General features: G+C 49.1%; 22 protein-coding genes. 6 read left to right on the forward strand and 16 right to left on the reverse strand.

Features of this window, described 5'->3' with window-relative positions:
• Positions 1-376 precede the first annotated feature (376 nt).
• Positions 377-1,603, forward strand: a complete 1,227-nt coding sequence (locus tag ACSAZK_RS17220; RefSeq protein ID WP_440955243.1) for an AlbA family DNA-binding domain-containing protein — start codon at positions 377-379, stop codon at positions 1,601-1,603.
• Between the two features lie 45 nt (positions 1,604-1,648).
• On the opposite strand, the gene ACSAZK_RS17225 is transcribed toward ACSAZK_RS17220, so the two are convergent.
• The gene (locus tag ACSAZK_RS17225) at positions 1,649-2,278 is read right to left on the reverse strand and encodes a MarC family protein (protein ID WP_440955244.1); all 630 of its coding nucleotides are present in this window, start codon (positions 2,276-2,278) and stop codon (positions 1,649-1,651) included.
• Between the two features lie 331 nt (positions 2,279-2,609).
• Here ACSAZK_RS17225 and ACSAZK_RS17230 point away from each other — a divergent pair, with 331 nt between their 5' ends.
• Together ACSAZK_RS17230 and ACSAZK_RS17235 are read left to right on the forward strand one after the other, a co-directional pair.
• Positions 2,610-3,317 (forward strand): MBL fold metallo-hydrolase, encoded by a 708-nt coding sequence (locus ACSAZK_RS17230; RefSeq protein ID WP_440955245.1) that lies wholly within the window; start codon positions 2,610-2,612, stop codon positions 3,315-3,317.
• Between the two features lie 166 nt (positions 3,318-3,483).
• Complete coding sequence (locus ACSAZK_RS17235; protein ID WP_440955246.1) at positions 3,484-3,939, forward strand: DUF4870 domain-containing protein; 456 nt, start codon at positions 3,484-3,486, stop codon at positions 3,937-3,939.
• A gap of 200 nt (positions 3,940-4,139) precedes the next feature.
• Here ACSAZK_RS17235 and ACSAZK_RS17240 read toward each other — a convergent pair whose 3' ends face one another.
• On the reverse strand, positions 4,140-4,283 hold the full coding sequence (locus tag ACSAZK_RS17240; RefSeq protein WP_440955247.1) for a hypothetical protein: 144 nt from the start codon (positions 4,281-4,283) through the stop codon (positions 4,140-4,142).
• A 157-nt stretch (positions 4,284-4,440) separates the two neighbouring features.
• Here ACSAZK_RS17240 and ACSAZK_RS17245 point away from each other — a divergent pair, with 157 nt between their 5' ends.
• Complete coding sequence (locus ACSAZK_RS17245) at positions 4,441-4,701, forward strand: hypothetical protein (protein ID WP_440955248.1); 261 nt, start codon at positions 4,441-4,443, stop codon at positions 4,699-4,701.
• Positions 4,702-4,881: 180 nt separating this feature from the next.
• On the opposite strand, the gene ACSAZK_RS17250 is transcribed toward ACSAZK_RS17245, so the two are convergent.
• The 8 genes from ACSAZK_RS17250 to ACSAZK_RS17285 all read right to left on the reverse strand — a co-directional run bounded on the left by ACSAZK_RS17250 (position 4,882) and on the right by ACSAZK_RS17285 (position 9,994).
• Complete coding sequence (locus ACSAZK_RS17250; protein WP_440955249.1) at positions 4,882-5,418, reverse strand: hypothetical protein; 537 nt, start codon at positions 5,416-5,418, stop codon at positions 4,882-4,884.
• 137 nt (positions 5,419-5,555) lie between these two features.
• The gene (locus ACSAZK_RS17255) at positions 5,556-6,131 is read right to left on the reverse strand and encodes a DUF6155 family protein (protein ID WP_440955250.1); all 576 of its coding nucleotides are present in this window, start codon (positions 6,129-6,131) and stop codon (positions 5,556-5,558) included.
• Between the two features lie 19 nt (positions 6,132-6,150).
• The gene (locus ACSAZK_RS17260; RefSeq protein WP_440955251.1) at positions 6,151-6,717 is read right to left on the reverse strand and encodes a hypothetical protein; all 567 of its coding nucleotides are present in this window, start codon (positions 6,715-6,717) and stop codon (positions 6,151-6,153) included.
• A gap of 64 nt (positions 6,718-6,781) precedes the next feature.
• Positions 6,782-7,345 carry a DUF6155 family protein gene (locus ACSAZK_RS17265; RefSeq protein WP_440955252.1) on the reverse strand — a complete coding sequence of 188 codons (564 nt, stop codon included), beginning with the start codon at positions 7,343-7,345 and terminating at the stop codon, positions 6,782-6,784.
• Positions 7,346-7,377: 32 nt separating this feature from the next.
• Positions 7,378-7,965, reverse strand: coding sequence for a hypothetical protein (locus ACSAZK_RS17270; protein WP_440955253.1), 588 nt, complete (start codon positions 7,963-7,965; stop codon positions 7,378-7,380).
• Between the two features lie 33 nt (positions 7,966-7,998).
• Positions 7,999-8,559 (reverse strand): DUF6155 family protein, encoded by a 561-nt coding sequence (locus tag ACSAZK_RS17275; RefSeq protein ID WP_440955254.1) that lies wholly within the window; start codon positions 8,557-8,559, stop codon positions 7,999-8,001.
• 175 nt (positions 8,560-8,734) lie between these two features.
• Positions 8,735-9,835, reverse strand: coding sequence for a hypothetical protein (locus ACSAZK_RS17280; RefSeq protein ID WP_440955255.1), 1,101 nt, complete (start codon positions 9,833-9,835; stop codon positions 8,735-8,737).
• Positions 9,836-9,865: 30 nt separating this feature from the next.
• Entirely contained in the window at positions 9,866-9,994 is a 129-nt protein-coding gene (locus ACSAZK_RS17285) for a hypothetical protein (RefSeq protein ID WP_440955256.1), read from the reverse strand.
• A 321-nt stretch (positions 9,995-10,315) separates the two neighbouring features.
• Between ACSAZK_RS17285 and ACSAZK_RS17290 the strand changes: the two genes are divergently transcribed.
• Positions 10,316-10,693 carry an NUDIX domain-containing protein gene (locus ACSAZK_RS17290; RefSeq protein WP_440957055.1) on the forward strand — a complete coding sequence of 126 codons (378 nt, stop codon included), beginning with the start codon at positions 10,316-10,318 and terminating at the stop codon, positions 10,691-10,693.
• Positions 10,694-11,140: 447 nt separating this feature from the next.
• Positions 11,141-12,775 carry an aminoacyl-histidine dipeptidase gene (locus tag ACSAZK_RS17295; RefSeq protein ID WP_440955257.1) on the forward strand — a complete coding sequence of 545 codons (1,635 nt, stop codon included), beginning with the start codon at positions 11,141-11,143 and terminating at the stop codon, positions 12,773-12,775.
• 788 nt (positions 12,776-13,563) lie between these two features.
• Here ACSAZK_RS17295 and aqpZ read toward each other — a convergent pair.
• The 6 genes from aqpZ to ACSAZK_RS17325 all read right to left on the reverse strand — a co-directional run bounded on the left by aqpZ (position 13,564) and on the right by ACSAZK_RS17325 (position 21,516).
• Positions 13,564-14,280, reverse strand: a complete 717-nt coding sequence (aqpZ, locus tag ACSAZK_RS17300) for an aquaporin Z (protein ID WP_440955258.1) — start codon at positions 14,278-14,280, stop codon at positions 13,564-13,566.
• A 287-nt stretch (positions 14,281-14,567) separates the two neighbouring features.
• Positions 14,568-15,671: an alpha/beta hydrolase fold domain-containing protein gene (locus ACSAZK_RS17305; protein WP_440955259.1), complete on the reverse strand. Its 1,104-nt coding sequence runs from the start codon at positions 15,669-15,671 to the stop codon at positions 14,568-14,570.
• 103 nt (positions 15,672-15,774) lie between these two features.
• Complete coding sequence (locus ACSAZK_RS17310; RefSeq protein WP_440955260.1) at positions 15,775-18,132, reverse strand: sulfatase-like hydrolase/transferase; 2,358 nt, start codon at positions 18,130-18,132, stop codon at positions 15,775-15,777.
• 196 nt (positions 18,133-18,328) lie between these two features.
• Positions 18,329-18,979: a MarC family protein gene (locus ACSAZK_RS17315; protein WP_440955261.1), complete on the reverse strand. Its 651-nt coding sequence runs from the start codon at positions 18,977-18,979 to the stop codon at positions 18,329-18,331.
• Between the two features lie 75 nt (positions 18,980-19,054).
• Complete coding sequence (locus ACSAZK_RS17320; RefSeq protein WP_440955262.1) at positions 19,055-19,807, reverse strand: lysostaphin resistance A-like protein; 753 nt, start codon at positions 19,805-19,807, stop codon at positions 19,055-19,057.
• Positions 19,808-20,025: 218 nt separating this feature from the next.
• A complete protein-coding gene (locus ACSAZK_RS17325; protein WP_440955263.1) occupies positions 20,026-21,516 on the reverse strand; it encodes an arylsulfatase in 1,491 nt (496 codons plus the stop codon).
• Between the last annotated feature and the right edge of the window lie 27 nt (positions 21,517-21,543).

Genomic DNA, 21,543 nt, shown 5'->3' on the forward strand with positions numbered 1-21,543 from the left:
TCAAATTCTCTGTATCAAATTCTCTGTATCAAATTCTCTGTATCAAATTCTCTGTATCAAATTCTCTGTATCAAATTCTCTGTATCAAATTCTCTGTATCAAATTCTCTGTATCAAATTCTCTGTATCAAATTCTCTGTATCAAATTCTCTGTATCAAATTCTCTATATCCAATTCTCTGATTTCCTGATATTTTCCAATATTCAACATTTCACTTTTTTGCTCAATTTTTTCACGGTTATTGCGGTTGTTTAGGCTTTTTTACCCGGTATAAAATGAAATTTTTAAGTAATTTGAAAAGAAAAAACTATATGAGTATTAAAACGGCATTAACCATTCGTTAATAATAACTCGAAAACCCTTACCCCCGATTAACCATGGTCGAAAAAGAAATCGATTCCTTATGCAACCAGTACGGGCTGCGAGCTACAAACTTATCGGAACTTACACTTGACATCAATTTTCCTGACCCATTACTGGAAAGTAGGTTCAGGGAACTGGAAAACACCCTTTACCTCCCCCTTTCAGATGGCGTAAACGCTGTTTCTTCCCTGTCTTTCCTCGCAGAGGCGGAGCCCTCGGCTTACATCCAGCTTGTCCTCGATCCGGAAAAAGCAAGTGCAGAATACCTTGAAGACTTTTTGAACAACCCCCTGGGCCGAAAGATCCGGAAAGCCTGGGAAGCCAGGGGCTTCATCCGCAGGCCGGATTCCCTTTCAGAGGAAAAACTGCTGGAAGATGCTGTTTCGGATGAGACTTGTGCGGAGGGCGCTTCTTTTTCATCTGCCAGCTCAGTTGCAGAGGTCTATGGAGAAGTCTATTCGGATGTTTTTGAAGGGGAAGGAGACAGCTCAGGGGCAGTTGCGGTTTCAGGAGCTGGGGATTCCCTGGCTGCGCTTCCTCCTGTTGACATCAATTCCCTTTCCCACAGCAGGCTCTACCTTCCGGACCTGCAGACCCAGAAAGAGGTTCTTAAGGTCAAGGGTCTGATAAAAGAGCTAATGGACCAGCTGAGAGTTTTCGAGTGCAGGCTATCCACCTATCCCAAGGACCTTGCTCACATCGAGGAGAAAATCGTCCATATCCGGGAAGCTGTCCAGCTTGCAAACGACTCCGACTATGTCCTGGAACTCATCCGCAGGGGCGAGAGCAAGAAACTGGAGTTCAAGTCCACGCTCCGTATGAACCTTATGTCAGGCAAGCCGGACTGGAATATCGAGCATGCTGTCCTCAAGACCATAGTCGCCTACCTGAACACCGACGGGGGGGTCCTTCTTGTTGGCGTCTCCAACGACGGGGAAGTCCTGGGAATCGAAAACGAAGGTTTCCCGAACGAAGACAAGTTCCTCCTCCACTTCAAGCAGCTCATCAAACAGCACATTGGCCTGGACTACGCCCCCCTGATCGAATACAGCCTGGTCCCGGTAGGCGGCAAAAAGATCCTTGAAGTCGACTGCCGGAAAAGTGACGAAGCCGTCTTCATGACGCCAAACAAAAAAGACGAGGAGTTTTACATCCGGATCGGACCGTCCAGTGAACGGCTTACCGGCAGCAAGCTAATCGAGTACGTGAGCCGTTGGTATAACGGGAACGGCCAGCAGTAAAAAGTCCCCTGCGAAAAAGTTCCTCGTAAAAAAAGTAAGTTGAGGTCAGATGTTTCTTACGATATTCAGTGCCCCTGTGGAAACAAGGTCCACTGCAAGGGCTGCAAGGAAGAGCCCCATGAGCCTTGTGAAGACCAGCATTCCGTTGTAGCCGATAATCTTGTGAATCCTTCTGGAGAAGCGGAAGATTACAAGGCAGATTGCAAAAGTAAGGACAATTGCCAGGACTATAATCAATTTCTGGTCGACTCCTCCCGCACTGCCCATCAGCACGATTACTGCACTGATCGTCCCTGGCCCGGACAGGAGTGGAAGGGCTATCGGAAAAACCCATATGTCTTCCCTTTCTTCAGACTGTTTGATCTCTTCTTCCGTTATTCTTTCTGAGGAAATCTTGGCATTCATCATATCAAAGGCAATGCTGAAGAGCAGGATTCCCCCGGCAACCCTCAGGGAATCGACATTGATGCTGAAGAGTTCGAGGATTATGTTCCCTGCGAATGCAAAAAAGAGGGCTATAAGGAAGGCCAGCACAATGGATTTATTTGCTATCTCATTCTTTTCCTCGAAGGTCATTTTGCTGGTCAGGGAGATGAAGGTCACGACTGCACTGATGGGGCTTACGACTACAAAAAGTGACATGAATGAATAAATGAAAAAACTGATACCGTCCATCTCGCTAAACTACCCCTGAACTATAAGCCTTTTTTTACCATTTCTCACAGTACTACTATATTTACTTATGGAATGCCGATTTTTTTAAATAGTTTGGTTCCCCTCGTATTCCGGCCAATGCGGATGAACTTGAATTTTTCTTCTTATTTATTCGGTAAAATTTTGGTTAAATAGTTTCAAAAAAAGTAAAAAGATATAAAAAGGATGGCTTAAAAATTAAGTTCATATGTATTCCTAAACATTATTGCTAACCATTATCGTTGAACATTATTGCTAACCATTATCGTTGAACATTATCACTAAACAGAATCATATCCAGGAGTTCAAAACCATGCCCCCGGAAAAATCCTATACCCTGAATGCCGTTCCAATGGGCAATTCCAACGCCTACCTCCTCACAGCCGGAGGTTCAGCAGTCCTGGTCGATGCCGGCTGCGGCGGTAAAATTAAGAACCTTGAAGCAGTCCTCGATCAAAAGAACCTGAAATTCCCCGACATCAATCTTATCATCCTCACCCACACCCACTACGATCACGTAGGCTGCCTGGCCGAAATCAGGGACCGTAGCGGGGCAAAAGTCCTGGTCCACGAAGCCGAAGCCGGGAACCTGGAAAGGGGATACACCCCGTTTCCGAAAGGTACCATGTGGTTTTCGAAAATCATATCCGGACTGGCAAATGGCCTTCTGTCCTCAAAAGCAAAATATCCTCCCGTAAAAGCGGACATCGTAGTCAAAGGCGAGTACGACCTGAAAAAATACCTTCCCGGAGTAAAGGCAAAAGTCATCCCGACGCCGGGCCATACCAAAGGTTCGATTTCCGTAATCCTGCAAAACGAAGATGCGGTTGTAGGGGACACGCTTTTCAACGTAATGCCCTGGACCGTTTTCCCTCCCTTTGCCAACAATGAAAAACAGCTTTTAAGAAGCTGGGAAAAGCTTGCCGAAACAAGCTGTGCGACCTTTTACCCGGGCCACGGAAAAGAGTTCCCTATTGAAAAACTGGTGGACAACTACAGGAAACTGAGTTCCAGAGTGTAAAAAGCAAGCTGAAAATTCGATCTCCACACTCCCCTTATTTTACACTCTTATTTTTGTACATCGGGTAATCCTTTTTGTATAATCAAGTAATTATAATAATTATAGCAATTGAAAGCCAATTCTATGCTACTTTATTGGGGGGTCTTTACTGGACAGTGAACAGCAAATGTCTAAGCCGGTTTCTAAGACAACTTCCGGGACTTCAATGGGTTTGAACGAAAACACCGAAGCCGTCCTGTCTTACACGCTCACCTGGTTAACAGGCCTGCTTTTCTTCGTTCTCGAAACTAAAAGTAAATTCGTCAGGTTCCATGCGCTACAATCCGTTATAGCATTCGTGGTCCTTTCCGTCATTCTCAGTATCCTGCAATCTTTTTTCGGAGAGTTCGGCTTCGTGGCATACCTGACAATTAACCTCAACCCCATATCGCTTGTTTACCTTTCCCTTTATGCGCCAGCCGAAATCTTCACGCAGCTTTTAAGCAGTGTCCTGTTTTTAAGCATTCTCCCCATTTTCCTGTGGCTCTTCCTGATGTACCAGGCTTTCAGGGGGAAAAAGTTCAGTTTGCCATTGATAGGGGACTTGGTGGAGAAGGTGCTTGAAAGCATATATTCGGAGTAAAAGGGAAAGGTGGAGATCTGAGGGATGTGCAGGTTTGTGATTTTGGGATCAAACCCGTGAAACCATCAAGTTCTTAATCTCAGCAGCAGCCACGCTCGCCCGAGGCGAGCGGCCTTTCCCTGACTATGAAAAATAATAGAAAATAGAGATATCTTAAACACATTCCTGAATTTCTACGCTTTTAAAAATTGGTCCCCTGTTTATGAAATATTTTTTGTTTTATTATCCATTTTCATGGGAAAAGCCACTTGCTTTGCAAGTGGGAATGACAGGTTTGATACACCATCTACGCTGCCCTGTTTTCTCATAAATAATCCGCAAAACCCATTTATGTTTTCCTTCAAGACCAAAAATCCTGAACCTCAGAGGGCTCAAGCTTTCTACCTTTCTATAAATCTTCCCGGATTGTATTAACATAAGCAGAATTATGGATCGTCTTTACAGGGTAATTTTTTATGAAGGATACTGCATCATTTAGATTATCTTTTTGAGATGGTTCTTATGGCACATATCAAATCTATAAACAGTGTTTCCCTTGGAAAAGTCCTCGGTCTTATGTACATGATTTTGTCGCTTGTATTCTCGCCCTTCTTTTTCCTTATTGCGGCTCAAACAACTTCTGTTTCAGGTGCAGCTGTAGTCTTATTCATCATTGTGTTTTATGGGATTATGGGAGTAATCGCAGGCTTGCTTATAGGAATCATATACAACTTCATTGCGGGAAGGTTCGGAGGTATCGAGTTAGAGATTGAAGCAAGCTGAGTGGGGGATTCTTCGTCTACTCCTTGTGCGAAATGGGTAGGGAGCAGGTTGCTGGCGTAGTATCCACTCACCAATCATTTTTTAACTGACCGCAATTGTTATCAATTGTTTCCAGTTTTTTCCAGTTGTTCTAACCGTTTTCAGGTTTGGAAGCCTGCTTACAGAAGCCCTTAACTTAACTCAAAATCTAAAAAAAGTAGAGAGCATCGTCTGCTCCACATTTTCTTCAGTCTCTCTCCTATTCGAAAACCGGCTCCATGAACTGTTTTCGAACTTCGGGTCAGGGACCTGTTCCAGCGAACTCCGGTAATACTCAACCGTCTTTTCCTGCCAGTTCCCTTCCAGGAGCAGGAACTTCATTCCCCTTCTCTGCTCGTTCCACTCCCAGACTTCCGACTGGTAAAAAATAGCCCCGAGCTGGCTCGAGAGCTGGGCGTAAGGGACCTCAGGCCTCATCCGGTACAGGAACTTTCCTATCCCCTCTTTTTCCCTTCCCCTGTACAGGTTTACGGCGTTGTTTGCCAGGTCCTTCCATTCCCTGTCCCGCATGAACTCATCGAGCCTGTTCAGGTGGTTGTAACTGATCTTGTCAATCCTGGGGAAGCGGTGGTTCCGGAACTTCCTTTTGATGAAAATGTTCCCCCTGGTGTCTATTCGCCATGAGAAGGCTCGCTGTCTTGCGCCCAGGGTATTGGATCGGGACCAGAAGGCGTCCATGCTTGTAAATTTGAATTTGATATATAAAAAATTACTTGTGGGAGTGAGGGGGATTTCAGGTGGTCGAAGAGTTTTGGAGATTTTTTACATGTGAAACTTAATCCCACGTTGTCAAAGACTTGCTCTATGAACAAGCGTCAGTTGTCCTTTAATTCCCCTTCGAAAAAGTAGTCTTCCAGATCAGATATGTAATCCTCGATGGTAGCGATCCCGTAAGGCCCATTCTTCGAATCTTTGTATATTTTCTGCAGCCTTTCCCTGAAGTAAGGATAAAATTTCTGCCCTTCTTCAGTCTTTATCAGCTTACAGAATTTTTCCATCATTTCAGATCCGCCAGCGTAAGATTCTTCTCCAATTCCTGAAAACTCGCGGATGTATCTCAGCACGTTTTCCACAAGGGTAATTGCCAGGTCCATTGTCCCTCTAATGTCTCCGGAAGCCCTTGAGTAATCGTTGATAGCTTTCTTTGCCACCGAATAGCGAGGTTTACTGGCCGCTCCACGTGCAGGGAAGTAAACGTTTACGACTATTTTCCGGTAAGCCTCCAGAATTTCACTGTCACCTTCTCCCTTTGTGTACCTGGCAGTGACATACCTGCGGTTGTCAACCGATTGTTTGTACAGGTCGTGGACAAGCTCGATGAGCTCTTTCTGACCCGCATCTTGTAAATATTTCTTCAACTCTGACCATTTTAAAGTTGCTTCTTCTGCCATACCTTACCAGAATCCTTCCTCATTGCTGGTCTTCTTCAAAAAAATCTTCAACGTCTTCCACATAAGAGGCGATGTCATCCCCAAACCCATAGCCGAAATCGTCCGATTCCCTGCGGAGTTTGAACAGCCTTTCTTTAAATTGGGGGTAGAAACCCTGTCCTTCCGGGGTTTTGAGAAGTTCGCTGAACTTCCTGAGCATTTCATACCCTGCATCGTAGAATTCCTCATCAATGTCCCCATATTCCTTGATAAACTCAACAACGTTTTCCAAAAAAAGAATCATCAGTTCCATTGTCCCTGCGAGATCTCCCGAGCCTTCGGAGTAATCCAGGATAGCTTTCCTCGCCACGTCCGACCGAAGCCCTCCAAAATCATTGTCAGACAAAAACTCATTCCTGATCACCTGCTGGAAACTCTCCAATACCCAGTCGCTCTTTTTTTCCTCCGGCTGCCTTGAAATAATTATCCGGCGGTTCTCAGTCGAGTGCCTGTAAAGGTCCCGGATGAGGTCGATGAGTTCCTTTTTGTCAAGCGTTTTAAGGGAATTTTTTACCTCAGACCATTTTACGGAATCTTCTTTTGCCATATTCTCCCCCTTAATCTTTGGATTCCTTTAACTACTCTAATTCCTCTGACTCCCCAAACTCCATTCACTCACCCTCAAAATTGAGCTTGAAATTTATGATTGTGTCATACACTATATCCCCGAATCCCCAACCGATATTGCGTGAATCCTGGCAGACCTTAAACAGCCGCTTTCTGAACAATGGGTACAGTTCCGTTTTGTCCCAGAGAAGGTCACAGACTTTTGACAGCATTCCGTAAATGTTTCGATAGAACTGTCCGTTAATGTCCCCATAAGTATTGGTGTATTCAACCCCGTTTTCCACATATGTGAGCATAAGGTCCAGCGTCCCTTCCGGGTCCCCGGAAGCTTTCGAGTAATCAGTGATGGCTTTTTTGGCCACCGAATAACGTAATTTCTCTTCTCCTCTTTCCGGGAAAAACTCGTTTACAATAATTTCCCGGTACTTCTCCAGCATCTTGTCCTTCAGGTCTCCATCAATCGCATCCATGTACCTGGCAGTGATAAACCTGCGGTCGTCAGCCGACCGTTTGTACAGGTCTCTGATGAGGTCGATGAGCTCTTTTTTATCAGTATCCTGGAGGATTTTCTTCATTTCAGACCATTTTACGGAAGTTTCTTTTGCCACGAAAAGTCACCTGAAGTTTTTTGAGTTACGTGTCATTCTGCTGTATCTTTCTGCTCTCCCTCAAAAAACTCTTCAATATCCCCTACAAGGACACAAATTACCTCTTCGAAACCCCATCCGATGTGCTCTGAATCCCTGCAGGCATTAGCAAGCCGTTCCCTGAAATGAGGATAATATTTCTGTCCCTCCTTAGTTTTTAAGAGTTCACAAAACCTTTCCAGCATTCCTTCGATATTGTCATAGAATTCATCGTCTGCGGCTCCGAAAATATTGGCATACCGGATTCCTCCTTCAACGTATGTAAGCATGAGGTCCAGGGTCCCCACAAAGTCCCCCGAAGCATTCGAATAGTCACTGATAGCCCTTTCCGCTGCAGCGTGGCGGATTTTCCCTGATTCATTTTCTGGCGGGAACTCACCTCTTATGATTTTCCGGTGTTCTTCCAGCAGCTTACTCTTTTTCTTCTTTACTCTCTCTCCCAGGTATCTGGAATTAATGAGCATGCGGTCTCCAGCCGAACTTGTATACATTTCCCGAATAAGACTGATGAGTTCCTTTTTCTCGGCTTTCTGCAGGATTTCCTCCACTTCCGGCCATTTTACGGAATCTTCTTTTGCCATGAAAAGTCACCTGAAGTTTTTTTACGAATCCCTTTAATCTTCTTCAAAAAACTCTTCCATTTCCTTCACACACAGCTTTATCCCGTCTCCGAACCCCCATCCCATTCCTCTTGTTTTCCTGTGGATCTCAAAAAGCCTTTCCCTGAAAAGAGCATAAAGTGCTTTGCCTTCAGGTGTTTTTAGCTGGGTGCAGAACTTTTCCAACATACCGTAAATTTTGATGTAGAAATCCTCATCTATGTCTCCGTATTTACTGGTAAATTCCACCCCGTTTTCCACATAAAAAAACATCAATTCCATCGTCCCTGCAAAATCCCCTGAAGCTTCCGAATAGTCTTTAATCGCCTTTTCAGCAACTGAATACCTGAGTGCCCCATACCCCCTTTTCGGGAAAAAATCATCCTTTATGACCTGCTTGTAAGTATTCAGAACCCCATCCAAAACTTTCAGGTCCATGCACCTTGCCATCAGAAACATCCTGTTTTTCTCGGAAAGCTTGTAAAGATCTTTGATGATGTGAAGAAGCTCTTTTTGGTCTGCGTCCTGAAGGGTCTTTTTCAGGTCAGACCATTTCAGATCCAAATTTTCTTTCATGTCATGTCTCCTTAAAGCTAAAGTTGCAAATCCTGAAACTCGTTCCTGATATAAATATCCAGATCGGAAAAATCTATTTCCCTTGAGATGAAGAGCACTAATGCTTGAAGCCCCTTCAGCAAAAAAATGCCAGGTAGAGAATATACTGTAGAATATGAGCTTTTCCTGACAAAAATTAATAGTTTTCTCCCTCTTTACTGGCGTTCTTGGAATTATTATTAATATGGAGCTGCCAGTAACGGTCGTAGAGGGTGACGATCAGGGTCAGGAGCAGGATGAAGAAGAGCGTGTTCCCTAGGTCGATTGAGCCTTCGTACCTGGGGCTGAAGAAGTCCAGGAGGAGGACGATGCCGGTGTTTACCAGGGACATCACGATAAATTCCCTGACGATGGAACTCCAGTGCCTTCCGTGCCGGGCAAGCCAGTGACTCAGTGCCGTGTTTATTATGATGATTATGGCCACGGCAATGGATAGCTGGATGTTGTTTGCCCGCACTCCCGGAAGGATCTGGGCGAAGATGATGGTCAGGAGGGAGATCAGCGCGATCTTCTCGAGCACCTGTTTGTTAATAAGGCGTTCCCGCTCCTTTTTGATGGCCTCCGGGAGAGGGGCGACTACCGGAGCGGCTGCAACGGGGAGGGCGGCAAATTCCAGGCCTTTCCGGGCAGGAGGGAGATCCCTGAGGAGCAGCCAGGCCATGGCGAGCAGGAACGCAGCATAGGCAACCAGGATCAGGGCGTTGGAGGGATTTGCTCTTATCCAGTCGGTGGTGTCCATCTGGGCGACGTGGATCCAGTATTCCTGGGGTATCTTGACGAAAACCCAGATAAGGGCTGCTGCGGCTATCAATTTGCTTTTTGTCAGCACCTTCGGGTCCCATTTCAGGCGGACGGCTTCGTAGAAGATGAAGAAGTACTCGAAGGTGTTCGGGAAAATAAGCAGCAGGTAGCGCAGGTGTACGATTTCGAAGATTGCAACCCCCACAAGCCGGTAGTAGAAGAGGAAGCGGTCCAGCTTGAAGGCGTAGAGGTTCGACCAGTTTCGCAGGGTCGAGAGGTAGGTTATACTCAGGTAGTAAATGTCAAGGGCCTTGTCATATCCCTGGTACCCTTCCAGAGGCAGGTCCGTGAAAAGCTGGAAGATCGTCTGGTCTACCATGTCAAGGATCAGGGAAGCCAGCACACCCGGCAGGGGATAGCGTGGAATGGTGAGCGGGATCAGGAAACGGGCCATGACCACAGCCCAGAAAATCAATAAGTCTGTTGTTTCTGTCAAAACCTGATTCCCCCTCAATCAGTAGCTCAATCAGTAGTCGGCCTGCCATTCCCCCCCGGAGGCAGGCCGGATTTTCATCATGATTTCCATTGTGATTCCAATGGCAATTCCCATCGCGATTCTCATCGCATTGTTACTTGTTATTATAAATAGAGCCATTTCTATAAAAATTGTTTCATATTAAAATACTTATTTTAATCCCTTATGCTAGTCTCCAAACATCTTTTCTTGAGAACGGGGTATTTATATCTCTTTTTTCGCTTTAAATGTCCGTAAAAATGCATTTCTTAAAAATCAACGGTATTTTAGAATAGTAATAATGATCCAGAACAGTATTCTGATTATAATAATTTCTGTTAAGAAAGTGAGATTTCCAGCAAGAAAATTTGCCCTATCGAATGCTTTAAATAATTCCGGAAAAAACAACTATCATTAGGTAATAAACCAGGGGAATTCAATCTTTTTAAGGGGGTAACACTTATTTCCAGTGCATATGACAACCGGAGAGGTTCTGTAGTAGTTGAAACTGACAGGGGAGTCCTGCTTGTGAGCAGTTCGGGAGGTTACTACCGGCTGCCCGGAGGAAAACCGAAGAAAGGGGAAGCAAGCATCCAGACGGCAATCCGGGAGCTTCGGGAAGAGACCGGGCTTCGGGCATACTATGTGAATTATCTATTCAAGTTTCATGCTTCCAAGATCTTCAAGATCCGGGCGAAAGGAAAACCGACTCCGAGTAACGAGATACACCATCTTGCGTATTACAGGCCGGGAAAGGAAATGGACGTGAAAGTTTCCTACAATACACGCAAAATATTGAATAAGCATTATGGGTTGGAAGAAGGTGAGAGTGAGAGCTAAGAGCTAAGAGTTAAGGGACGCACGGATTCCAAACGGAAGAATTAGGCCATAAGTTTCAGGTCATAAGTTTCAGGTCATAAGTTTCAGGTTATAAGTCCTGTCAAGCATTTAAATAAAGCCTCTTTTTTATTTTTCTTCAAGGGTAAGCCGCTCTTCGAGCGGACAAGCTCGGCGGGGTGCAGTATTCACGTCGCTTTGGCTTTTTGAAAGAAACTTAATTGAAAAACCCTTGCCCTGAGTCTGATTCTAAGCATTTGTTTCTCCGGTCATGGTTAATTCCGGTTTTACAGGCTTGGATTCAGGATTTCGGACCGGGGAGTATTTTCTTTTTTTAAATAAATATATTTATTCTGGGAATACTTTTCAGGTGGCTATTTATGCCTTATTTTTAATATCTAGCTAGATATGGATACCGAACTTAACGGAATAACCAGGAATTGATTTCCTATGCACCCGAAAACCCTGCAAATCCTTAAAACTTTTGAAGAAATCGACAGGATCCCTCGCTGCTCGAAGCACGAAGAAAAAATAGCCCGCTGGCTTGAGGACTGGGCCAGGTCTCTGGCCTTTGAGGTAAAAAGCGATCTCGTGAACAATTTGCTGATAAAGGTCCCTGCGACCTCGGGTTTTGAAAATTCCCCGACCCTTGTATTGCAGGGGCACATGGATATGGTCTGCGAGAAGAGTAAGGACTCAGACCACGACTTTTCAAGGGATCCGATCGAGTGCGTGTATGAAGGAGACTGGCTGAAGGGAAACGGGACTTCCATAGGCGCGGACAACGGGATTGCCCTTGCAATTGCCATGGTCCTGGCAGAAGCCGGAAAGGCGGGGGAGATTGAGCATCCGCCGCTTGAGCTGCTCTTTACGGTGGACGAGGAGACCGGAATTACCGGAGCAATGGCGCTTGAGCCGGGTTTCTTTGAGGGCAGAGTACTGCTGAATATGGACTCCGAGGACGAAGGGGTCTTTACCGTCGGCTGTGCGGGAGGGCTGAATACGCGGATTACGCTGCCTTTAGAGTACGAGCCTTTCGACTACACGAACGGGTTCGGGTTCTTCAAGCTCTCCGTTGAAGGCCTCAAGGGTGGGCATTCAGGAGTCGAGATCCACAGGCAGCGGGCAAATGCTGTCCGGCTGCTCGCCCGGACCCTGGCAGGAATCCGGGACAAAACCGGGGAAGCAGGTTCAGGCTCTGGCTCATGGTGCCTCAGGCTCGTTTCCCTGAATGGGGGGAGCACTCACAATTCGATCCCCAATTTTGCAGAGGCTTTTTTTGCGCTTAAAAGGAGCGAGCTCGACCGGGTAAAGGGGCTGGTCTCAAGGTTCGGGAAAACTTTCAGGGCCGAGTATGCCAGGAGCGACCCGGATATCCGCCTGGACCTTAAGGAAGTCGAAAAGGGCGTAATTTACGAAATTACCGAGACCGAAATCCACGAAAAGGAAGTCCCCCTTGACCGGGTGCTAACGGAAAGCAGTGACACAGGGCTGCTCAAGCTGCTGCTCGCTCTGCCCCACGGGGTCTACCGGATGTCAGACAGGATTCAGGGCCTGGTGGAAACCTCGAACAACCTTGCTCTTGTGAGGACAGGAGACGATGAAGTGGAAGTCCTGTCCAGCCAGCGCAGTTCAGTCATGTCCAGGCTTGACGAAATTACCGGAAGGATCGAAGCCGTGGCGGAACTGGCAGCAGCCGAAGTCCGGCATGAAAACGGCTATCCTGCCTGGGAACCTGACCTTGAATCGGACCTGCTTTCCAGGTGCAAAGCGGCATACACGTCTGTTTTTGAAGAAGACCCCTCCATAGAAGTCGTACACGCCGGGCTCGAATGCGGGGTAATAGGCTCAAAATGCGGACTTTGGGATGGAAAAGGGGACTCCGGTGATATTGCTGGAGAGAATAGCAACGGAGAGAATAGCAACGGAGAGAATAGTGACGGCGAGGACTGCGATGGAGGCATGGAGATGATTTCCATAGGCCCGACTATCAAGTATCCCCACTCCCCGGATGAGAAAATCTATATCCCTTCCATCGAAAAGGTCTGGGACTTCATGGAAAAGCTACTGAAGAGTTACCGCTGATTTAAGGCAGCCTTTAAATGTTACGTTTAAAAGGATCTTTTGAACGGCTCCGTTGAAATCCTGTTGTATTGTGGAAAAGGTCCCCGGGATCTGGTCTATTCCTGACCCGTGTAAGGCTGGTCGTTATCTTCATATTGTTCCCGGGGTTCTCACCGCCCGCATCAGCGGGCGGTCTTTTCTAATTCAATAGAAAAAAATGCTTGAAAAATAAACTGCTGGAGGATGACTTTACCCTGATTTTCCATCCTGCCTTCTCTGTCCTGTTCTCAACATCCTGCTTTCGAGATCCTGCCCCGTAGAGGATCACGATGTGAAAACCGGAGAAGAAATTGATGAAAAAGTTTTTTTAGTTGTTTATGTGCTTTTTTCAGTTATTGTAATGACTTTTTAAGTTATCTTGCTATACTTTGTTCAGTAATCACAATAATTTTTTAAGTTATCTTAATGTACTTTGTTCAGTTGCCAAAATAACTTTTTAAGTCAGCCTGCTATACTTAATCCGCCACTTTAATAACTTTTTAAGTCATCCTGCTGTACTTTATCAGTCACTCTAATAACTTTTTAAGTCATTCTGCTATACTATACTCAGCCATTTTAATACTATTTTTTGTCTTTGAAGTTATTTTATGGAAAAGCCGGTCGTCTTCGACGACCGGTGAGAGTGCCGGTACCTGGAAAGCAGATTGAAAAAAGGTTTTCGGGATAGCTGTGGAAAGGTGAATTACAGCTGCCCTGCCAGGATTATTTTTATAGAACGCAGCGTAAAACCCCTGGGTATTTTCTGAGCCTTATCCCTCCGTACCCGATTCAGCCTCGGCTCCGACTGCACGATATGCGATCCCGGCTAGAGCCCCTCCGACTATCGGCGCCAGCCAGAACAGCCACAGCTGCTGAATTGCCCAGCCGCCGACGAATAGTGCCTGCGATGTGCTGCGGGCCGGGTTAACCGAGGTGTTTGTCACCGGGATGCTGATCAGGTGGATCAGGGTCAGCCCAAGCCCGATGGCAATCGGCGCAAAACCGGGTGGAGCGCGGATGTCGGTCGAGCCGAGAATGATGAAGAGGAACATGAAGGTCATCACAAGCTCGCAGACCAGCGCTGCGGACAACGAATACCCTCCGGGTGAATGTCCCCCGTAACCGTTTGCCGCAAAACCGCTTTCAACCAGGTCGAAACCGGGCTGGCCGTTGGCGATAATCGATAGCACGAACGCAGCAATGATGGCTCCTGCCAGCTGTGCGATGATGTACGGGACGATGTCCTTTGCGGGAAAGCGGCCGCCTACGAACAGGCCTACCGTGACCGCCGGATTGAGGTGGCAGCCCGAGATGTGCCCTATCGCAAAAGCCATTGTCAGGACGGTAAGTCCGAAAGCCAGGGCAACACCGAGAAAGCCGATGCCTAGTTCCGGGAAGCCAGCCGCCAGAACTGCGCTTCCGCAGCCTCCGAGGACCAGCCAGAAAGTACCTATAAGCTCTGCTGAGAATCTATGTATTAAGTTCATGAGAACCCCCTTTCTTTGATTTTGAGTGCTGATCACTGTCTGTTCTCTTCTCTTCTTTCTACTTTCAGAAGTTTGAAGTAAAATCGCGGGCGCTGAACGCTTGAAGTGCTCCTGGACAATTTACCGATCGCCCAGCCGGAAGGTGATCGTGCCACCGGACCAGCGTTCCCGGATATCGAACCTGTTATCCGCTTCGAGGGTCATTCTCCTGGTAGGCAGCGGTTCATCTGACAGGGCGCAGGCGAATGGTTCCGCGATTCCAACCCCTTCGGGAGCTGCGTGGTCATTTACGGTGACTCGCTCCGATCCAATCCAAGGCTCAGGTTCAAGGCTGAATTCATACGCTCCATCATCAATGCCGCCGTCTTTGGCGCGAACTGCAGGTGCTGGATGAAAAACCGATCGAGCTCCTCAAGAAAGTGCTGTGACTCCGGCGAAGCAAGCTCGTGCAGGTAGTCACCATGGGACACGCCTTCGTAGACGAGAATGTCGGCTACTGCACCCGCTTGACGGAGTTTGATGTGGGTGCGAATGGTGTTGCTCAGGAACAGGTCACGCGTACCTGTTGCGAGAATGGTGGGTGGGAACCCATGGAAGTCGCCGTAGATGGGTGAGATCAAGGGGTCTTTCAAATCGCGACCATCCGCATACAGTCGAACCATGGCTTCGATGATGCCTTTGTAGGTGGAGATGTTGCGGTCTACCCCCTGGTTGGTGTAGAACGTGTCACCCGTCCCACTCAAGTCGGATCCCGGTGTGCCGACGAACAACGCGCCAGGCACATCGACGTCCATTTCGATAAGCCGCTGGACCACAGACAAGGTGAGACCACCGCCTGCCGAACTGCCTCCCATGGCCATGGACCGTGCCGGTCGCTGTTTCATCAGGTGCCGGTACACGGTCACTACATCATCTACGGCTGCGGGATAGGGGTGTCTCGGCGCCATGCGGTAGTCTATGGACAGCGCCCGCATCTTGGTTCCGAGGGCAATAGCAATGGCTTCTCCCACACATGCTTCTCCGCCGCCGAGGATGTAGGCGCCCCCGTGTATGTGAACGAACAGGTGATCCTTGTGCACCGGATCGATCTCGTCCGGGATCACATGGTAGACAGCAACCCCCTCGATTTCATCCCGTTCGACGGTGATCGGGGACTGGGCAACCATTCCCCTTATCCCTTCCACAAGGGGGTTGTTAAACGCCGCGATGAACGCTAACCATTCATCATCGCTCTGAGGAATTTCGCCAAACCTCGCCTCGCCACTTGCTGACTTGCTGACCGCAGCACGCAATACATCGCTGGCGCCCTCGGGCGGGGGCGGGACCTGGGGTCTGATCTTCAAGGCGGTCTTCTGGGCTTTGTTTTCAGTTGTTGGTTCCTGCTTTGTCATTGTTTCATCTCTTCTCTTCTCTTCTTTCTACTTTCAGCAGTTTGAATTTCTTGTCAAACTATGCTTTTTCCGGGCCTTAGACACGGAAAACCAAAACACAAATTTACTGCTCGGTCATCATCCGTTTCAGGTCAGCTTCATCGTCTTTGATCAGTTCCCCCGAGACGTCAAGTTCAACCTGCCTGATCCTGCCTGTGAAAGTGAATGGTGCCCTGTATTCTTCAGGGTGGACACTGTCGGCTGCATCGTAACCGCAGCTCAACCCGATGATGCCAAAGAGGTTGGGCACGGTGTAAGGCAGGTCCTTGCTGGCTACAAGCTCGCCGTTGACGTAGAGCTGGCTCCGTCCCGCAGAACCTTTTCCTTTACTGAAATCGGGTTCGCCTGTCTTTTCAAACTCGTAGCGCAGGGTGACTTCCCCCTTCGGGACAGGGTCGGGCGAGCTTATCCTGAACTTTTCAAGCCCTGAGTAGTTGTGGACGTGATGCAGGTGCCCGTCCTTGACGTAGAAACTGTATCCTCCGTGGCGGTTTCCGTGGGAGAGCAGGACACCTTCGGCCCCGTCCTCGGGGATGAGCACGCGGGCGGTGATGCTCCAGGGCCTGTTGTAGACCCTCGGGGCGGCAGAGAACTGGACCGGGGCTCCGCCTCCATAATAGACGTATTTCGTGCGCGGGCGTGCAATGGTCGGCCTTGGCACGTTCATGCGCTCCATGGCTGCTGTTGCCAGGGGGAGCACCCCGTACTTGCCGGCTTCGGTGTACCAGCGCTGGACCATTTCCTGCAGTTTCTCGGGCTTTTCTTTTGCCAGGTTATTCATCTCAGCCGGGTCTTCGGTCACATCATAGAGTTCCCAGCCCTCGGAATCAAGCACCTTTAACACCCTGGTATTCAGGGGCATCCCGAAGAACCAGCCCTCTTTCAGGGGCTCGGCAAAGCTTGAACCCGGGAAGGGACAGACCGCCCTCCAGCCGTCGTGGTAGATTGAACGGTGTCCGAACATCTCGAAGTACTGTGTAATGTGTTTTGTCGGGGCATCGGGGTCGTCAAAGGTGTGGGCGAAACTGACGCCCTGTATGGGGGACTGGGGTACCCCGCGGATGGTTTTGGGCGCTTCCGTATCCAGGGCTTCGAGCACCGTGGGTACGAGGTCAATCGCATGGGCGTACTGGCTGCGGTTCTCCCCCCTTGCCCGGATGCCCTCCGGCCAGGACACAATGCAGGCGTCGCTTATCCCCCCGCGGTAGGTCTCACGCTTCCAGCGGCGGAAGGGAGTATCTCCTGCCCAGGTCCAGCCCCAGGAATAGTGGTTGAAGGTCTCGGGGCTGCCCCATTTATCGATGTGTTCAAGGTTGTCTTCCAGGGTCTCCTCCACGTTGTTGAAAAAGAGCATCTCGTTGAAAGTCCCGTGCACCCCTCCCTCGGCACTGGCGCCGTTGTCCGAAAGTACGATGACCAGGGTGTTGTCAAGCTCCTCGATCCCCTCAAGGAAGTCAAGGATGCGGCCGAAATGGTAATCAGTCTGCTCAATGAAAGCTGCAAAGACCTCCATCTGGCGGGCATAGACTTTCTTTTCGGTATCAGAAAGGGAGTCCCATGCAGGCACGTCGGGATCACGTTTCGAGAGCAGCGCATCGGGCGGGACGATCCCCAGCCCCTTCTGGCGTTTGAAGACCATCTCCCGGTATTTGTCCCAGCCCATATCGAACTTGCCTTTGTATTTATCTATCCACTCTTTTTCGACATGGTGCGGGGCGTGTCCTGCTCCGGTGGCATAGTAGAGGAAGAAAGGTTTTCCCGGGGCATTGTGATGGGCGTCCTTGATAAATTCGATAGCTTTGTCCCCAAGGTCGATGTTAAGGTGGTAGCCCTCTTCGGGAGTTTTGGGGACCGGCACCGGGTGGTTGTCATAGGTCAGGTCGGGGTGCCACTGGTCGGTGTCTCCCCCTAAAAAGCCGTAGTAACGCTCAAAGCCCCGGCCCAGGGGCCAGCGGTGGAACGGGCCTGCCGTGGTCGTCTCTTCCGGCGGAGTCAGGTGCCATTTGCCCACTGCAAAGGTGTTGTAACCCTGTTCCAGCAGGATTTCCGAGAGAAATCCGTGTTCAAAGCCCATGTACCCGTTGTGTGCAGGGTAGCCCATGGACAGTTCGGTGATGGCGGAGAGCCCCAGGGTATGGTGGTTCCTGCCTGTCAGTGCACAGCCCCGGGTAGGGGAGCAGAGTGCCGTGGTCTGCATATTGGTATAGCGCAGGCCCCTTTTCGCCAGCCGTTCCAGGTTGGGTGTTTTGCAGAGCCCCCCGAAAACTGACATCTGCCCGTAGCCCACGTCGTCCAGGATAAAATATATCACATTCGGTGCACCCTCTCCGGCCCTTGTCGGTTTGGGCCAGGCAGGTGAGGATTCGTCAAGTGTCCTTCCGATAATACCCGGAAAATGTGTTCCGGGCTCGTATTCGATCAATTCAGGTATTATTATCCCCCCATTCTTTCGGAACCTGCAAGACCACTCCCTGGCTTGCGGTTCAATGCTTCGATCTCTGCTTCGATCTCTGCTTCGATCTTTAATTCATTTACTCGCCTGTAAATATAAATTTACTTTTATGTATATCATTTTATACATCTCTGTTTATTTCCCCCGGTGTTGAAATTAGAAGCTTTTAATGTCCCGGAAGTCCGGAAATGATGCCTAGCGTTTCCAGGCCGTCAAGGACCAGTTGCACCGCCAGTGCAGCCAGCAGGACGCCAAAAACAGCCTCAGTAACCATCAAACGGGAAGGGTCCAGTTGCTTTGCCAGTTTGTCCAGATTTTTGAATACGGCCATGTCGATCACACCCATAAGGAGGACAAGCCCTGCTACAAGAGCAAACATGAGCACTGAGTCGAGCTGGTCGGAAACGGTGACCAGTACGGCAATTCCCGCCGGGTTCAGCAGGTAGGGCACTGCCAGCGGATAGAGGGCCATCTGCATCGGGTCCCGGGAAGCCGCTTTTTCTTTGTGTTCCTCCGATCCTCCGGCCCCGATCAGCATGTGAAGGGCAAGTAGCATCAGGATGATGCCTCCGGCGATGGATACCGCTCCCGGGGTAAAGTGCAGGAGCCTCATCAGCAGCGAGCCCAGAAAGACCAGGACAAGGGCAACCCCAACAGCCGTTTTTACCATCTTTCCCGCCACTTTCTTTTGCATCTCTTTTTCCATGCCTGAGGTCAGGTCCAGAAAAGGTACAAGTGCGATTTTCGGGCCCATACCGATCAGGAGCAAAACAAACAGGTCAAAAACAACATAAAAATCAAGGCTCTCAAGATCCATTTCAGCTTCTCTCCTTAAATATGAAAATTAATTAAAAATCAATTTCAGAAAGCTTCAAAACCGGCACCTTGCGGCTCATTTGGTTAAAACTGTCTCCTCCTGCAAACCGCCTTTGCCGTGCCGGTAGTCCCGTAATAACCAGAGGCCGTAAATGAACAGTACCAGGGCAAAGGGAAAGACCAGCATTCCTCCAAGGAAACCTGTGAGAAAGAGCAGGCAATCCCACAGCCAGTGAATAATGATTACCGGGATGATTGTGTCAAGGCGGACCCGCAAAGCCACTGTCCAGACCCCGAACATCCCTGCGAAAAAAGCCTGGCCTGCCGCAGCCATGAAATTTCCGGTGATAAAGCCGTTTAACGCATGGACCAGCCCGAAAAGGACCGCCGTAATCCACACTGCACGCCAGATCCCGAATGATGACGAAGCCCCATGGAACAATATTCCCCGGTACATCAATTCCTCACTGATGCCGACAAGCAGGGTATTGATGATTACGAGCATAAGCACCGTGCCTGGTGGAAGGCCTGTAAACAATAAAATCAGCAGCAGAAGGAAAAGCACAAGGGCAGGAAGCCAGAGCAAGCGCAAATCCCGTAAATTATCCGGGCCTTTTCCCGCTACCTGGGGCCACCATTTCAAATAGCTAATAACCCCTAACAAAAAGACCGCTGCAGCCAGCACCCCGAAAATGATCTGGTTTTTTGCCAGTTCATCAAGCTGCGTGGGCTTTCCCCCGACCTGCAGCAGTTCTCCACCAAATACGATGATAACCCAGATTGCAAATATTATCAGTGAAGTAGGCCACGGTTTTCTTGTTGGATTCATATCTGTCTTCCCCAATCTGGTTTGATACAGGCGTTGGGCTCAGGCCAGGATTGTAACTGCTGGAATTAACAGGCCGGGTGCAATCCGGGTGTGACCTGGGTGTAACGTGGGTGTAATCCGGTGTAATCCGGTTGCTAATTGCCTGTTTCTTGCCCCCGCTGTCAGCTGTTAAACGTCAGCCTTAAAGTTCCTGTCCGGTTCCCTTTCCAACTCCACGTTCATGTGCTTCCGATTCCCTTCAAAAGTTTCTCCATTGCCTGGTCTACAGTAAAACTGGCTGCTTTCTGGCGTGGAGGAAACTCTTTGAACGTTGCCAGAAAGTCTCCAACGACCCCCTGGGCAGGCACAAGCAGGAAGGCATGGTCGAGGAGCCAGTCGTAATAGATGTTTGAGGTCTGGTCCGCCCTTTCATAAGGGTCGGTGCGCAGGTTGAACAACTTCGGGACGCGCAGGGGGACAAAAGGTTCAGCCCAGACCTGTAATGTGCCGATGGCGCGCTGCTCCATAAAGACAAGTTTCCAGTTATCGTACCTCAGAGCTACCAGGTCGCCGTCATCGGAGAAGTAGAAGAACTCGATGCGCGGGGACTTTTCCTCCTTCCCGGTCAGGTAGGGGAGCAGGTTATAGCCGTCAAGGTGCACTTTGAAAGTTTTGTCCCCTGCTCTGTAGCCTTTTTTGAGTTTTTCCTTGATCTCAGGCTCTCCGGCTGCTGCAAGGAAGGTTGGCAGCCAGTCCAGGTGGCTTACGATCTCGTTGGAAACCACGCCTTCGGGGATCGTTCCCGGCCATCTAATCGCCTGAGGCACCCGGAAGGCCCCTTCCCAGCAGGAGTTTTTCTCGTTTCTGAAGGGGGTCATGGCTGCGTCGGGCCAGGTGTTCATATGGGGTCCGTTGTCCGTGCTGTAGGCAACGATGGTATCCTCTGCAATGCCAAGTTCGTCCAGCAAATTCAGAAGCACTCCTATCTGCCGGTCGTGTTCGATCATGCCGTCGTGGTATTCCGACTGCCAGCGCCCGGACTGCCCTCTTATCCTCTCCGGGACATGGACCCTGAAGTGCATCCAGGTGGTGTTGAACCAGACAAAGAACGGTTTTTCCGCATTGTGCTGGCGTTTGATGAAATCGATGCTTGCGTCCAGGAACTCCTGGTCCACGGTCTCCATGCGCTTGCGGGTCAGAGGTCCTGTGTCTTCTATCCTGCCGTCGGCGTAGCTGTGGATTACACCCCTCGGGGCGTAGTTCTTGCGGAAATCAGGAAAGTCTTCCTCAGGCGGATAGTCAGGGTGTTCAGGCTCCTCTTCAGCATTCAGGTGGTAGAGGTTGCCGTAGAATTCGTCAAAACCATGGTTGGTGGGCAGGTGCTCGTCCCTGTCTCCAAGGTGGTTCTTTCCAAACTGCCCCGTAGCATAACCCTGAGCTTTTAAAAGCTCGGCGATGGTTGGGTCCTCGGGCTGAATTCCAAGTTTAGCCCCTGGCATCCCCACTTTGCTCAGCCCCGTACGAAAAGCGCTCTGCCCGGTGATAAATGAAGCTCTTCCGGCAGTGCAGCTCTGTTCCCCATAAGAGTCGGTGAACCTTATGCCCTCATTTGCGATGCGATCGATGTTAGGTGTCCTGTAGCCCATCAGGCCGTCGCTGTAGCAGCTGAGGTTACTGATTCCTATATCATCTCCCCAGATGACCAGGATGTTCGGTTTCTTTTCCCCCATTGTTTTACCTCTTCGGATTGATTTCTT

It is taken from the genome of Methanosarcina sediminis, from assembly GCF_052056915.1.
Classification (GTDB): Archaea; Halobacteriota; Methanosarcinia; order Methanosarcinales; family Methanosarcinaceae; genus MTP4.

Coding starts and splice junctions, on each gene's coding strand:
- ACSAZK_RS17260 (WP_440955251.1), bottom strand. CDS start 6,717: ATGGCAAAAGAAGATTCCGTAAAATGGTCTGAGGTAAAAAATTCCCTT.
- ACSAZK_RS17295 (WP_440955257.1), top strand. CDS start 11,141: ATGCACCCGAAAACCCTGCAAATCCTTAAAACTTTTGAAGAAATCGAC.
- ACSAZK_RS17285 (WP_440955256.1), bottom strand. CDS start 9,994: ATGGCTCTATTTATAATAACAAGTAACAATGCGATGAGAATCGCGATG.
- ACSAZK_RS17305 (WP_440955259.1), bottom strand. CDS start 15,671: ATGACAAAGCAGGAACCAACAACTGAAAACAAAGCCCAGAAGACCGCC.
- ACSAZK_RS17255 (WP_440955250.1), bottom strand. CDS start 6,131: ATGGCAGAAGAAGCAACTTTAAAATGGTCAGAGTTGAAGAAATATTTA.
- ACSAZK_RS17235 (WP_440955246.1), top strand. CDS start 3,484: ATGTCTAAGCCGGTTTCTAAGACAACTTCCGGGACTTCAATGGGTTTG.
- ACSAZK_RS17270 (WP_440955253.1), bottom strand. CDS start 7,965: ATGGCAAAAGAAGATTCCGTAAAATGGCCGGAAGTGGAGGAAATCCTG.
- ACSAZK_RS17275 (WP_440955254.1), bottom strand. CDS start 8,559: ATGAAAGAAAATTTGGATCTGAAATGGTCTGACCTGAAAAAGACCCTT.
- ACSAZK_RS17225 (WP_440955244.1), bottom strand. CDS start 2,278: ATGGACGGTATCAGTTTTTTCATTTATTCATTCATGTCACTTTTTGTA.
- ACSAZK_RS17315 (WP_440955261.1), bottom strand. CDS start 18,979: ATGGATCTTGAGAGCCTTGATTTTTATGTTGTTTTTGACCTGTTTGTT.
- ACSAZK_RS17245 (WP_440955248.1), top strand. CDS start 4,441: ATGGCACATATCAAATCTATAAACAGTGTTTCCCTTGGAAAAGTCCTC.
- ACSAZK_RS17230 (WP_440955245.1), top strand. CDS start 2,610: ATGCCCCCGGAAAAATCCTATACCCTGAATGCCGTTCCAATGGGCAAT.
- ACSAZK_RS17325 (WP_440955263.1), bottom strand. CDS start 21,516: ATGGGGGAAAAGAAACCGAACATCCTGGTCATCTGGGGAGATGATATA.
- ACSAZK_RS17220 (WP_440955243.1), top strand. CDS start 377: ATGGTCGAAAAAGAAATCGATTCCTTATGCAACCAGTACGGGCTGCGA.
- aqpZ (WP_440955258.1), bottom strand. CDS start 14,280: ATGAACTTAATACATAGATTCTCAGCAGAGCTTATAGGTACTTTCTGG.
- ACSAZK_RS17320 (WP_440955262.1), bottom strand. CDS start 19,807: ATGAATCCAACAAGAAAACCGTGGCCTACTTCACTGATAATATTTGCA.
- ACSAZK_RS17250 (WP_440955249.1), bottom strand. CDS start 5,418: ATGGACGCCTTCTGGTCCCGATCCAATACCCTGGGCGCAAGACAGCGA.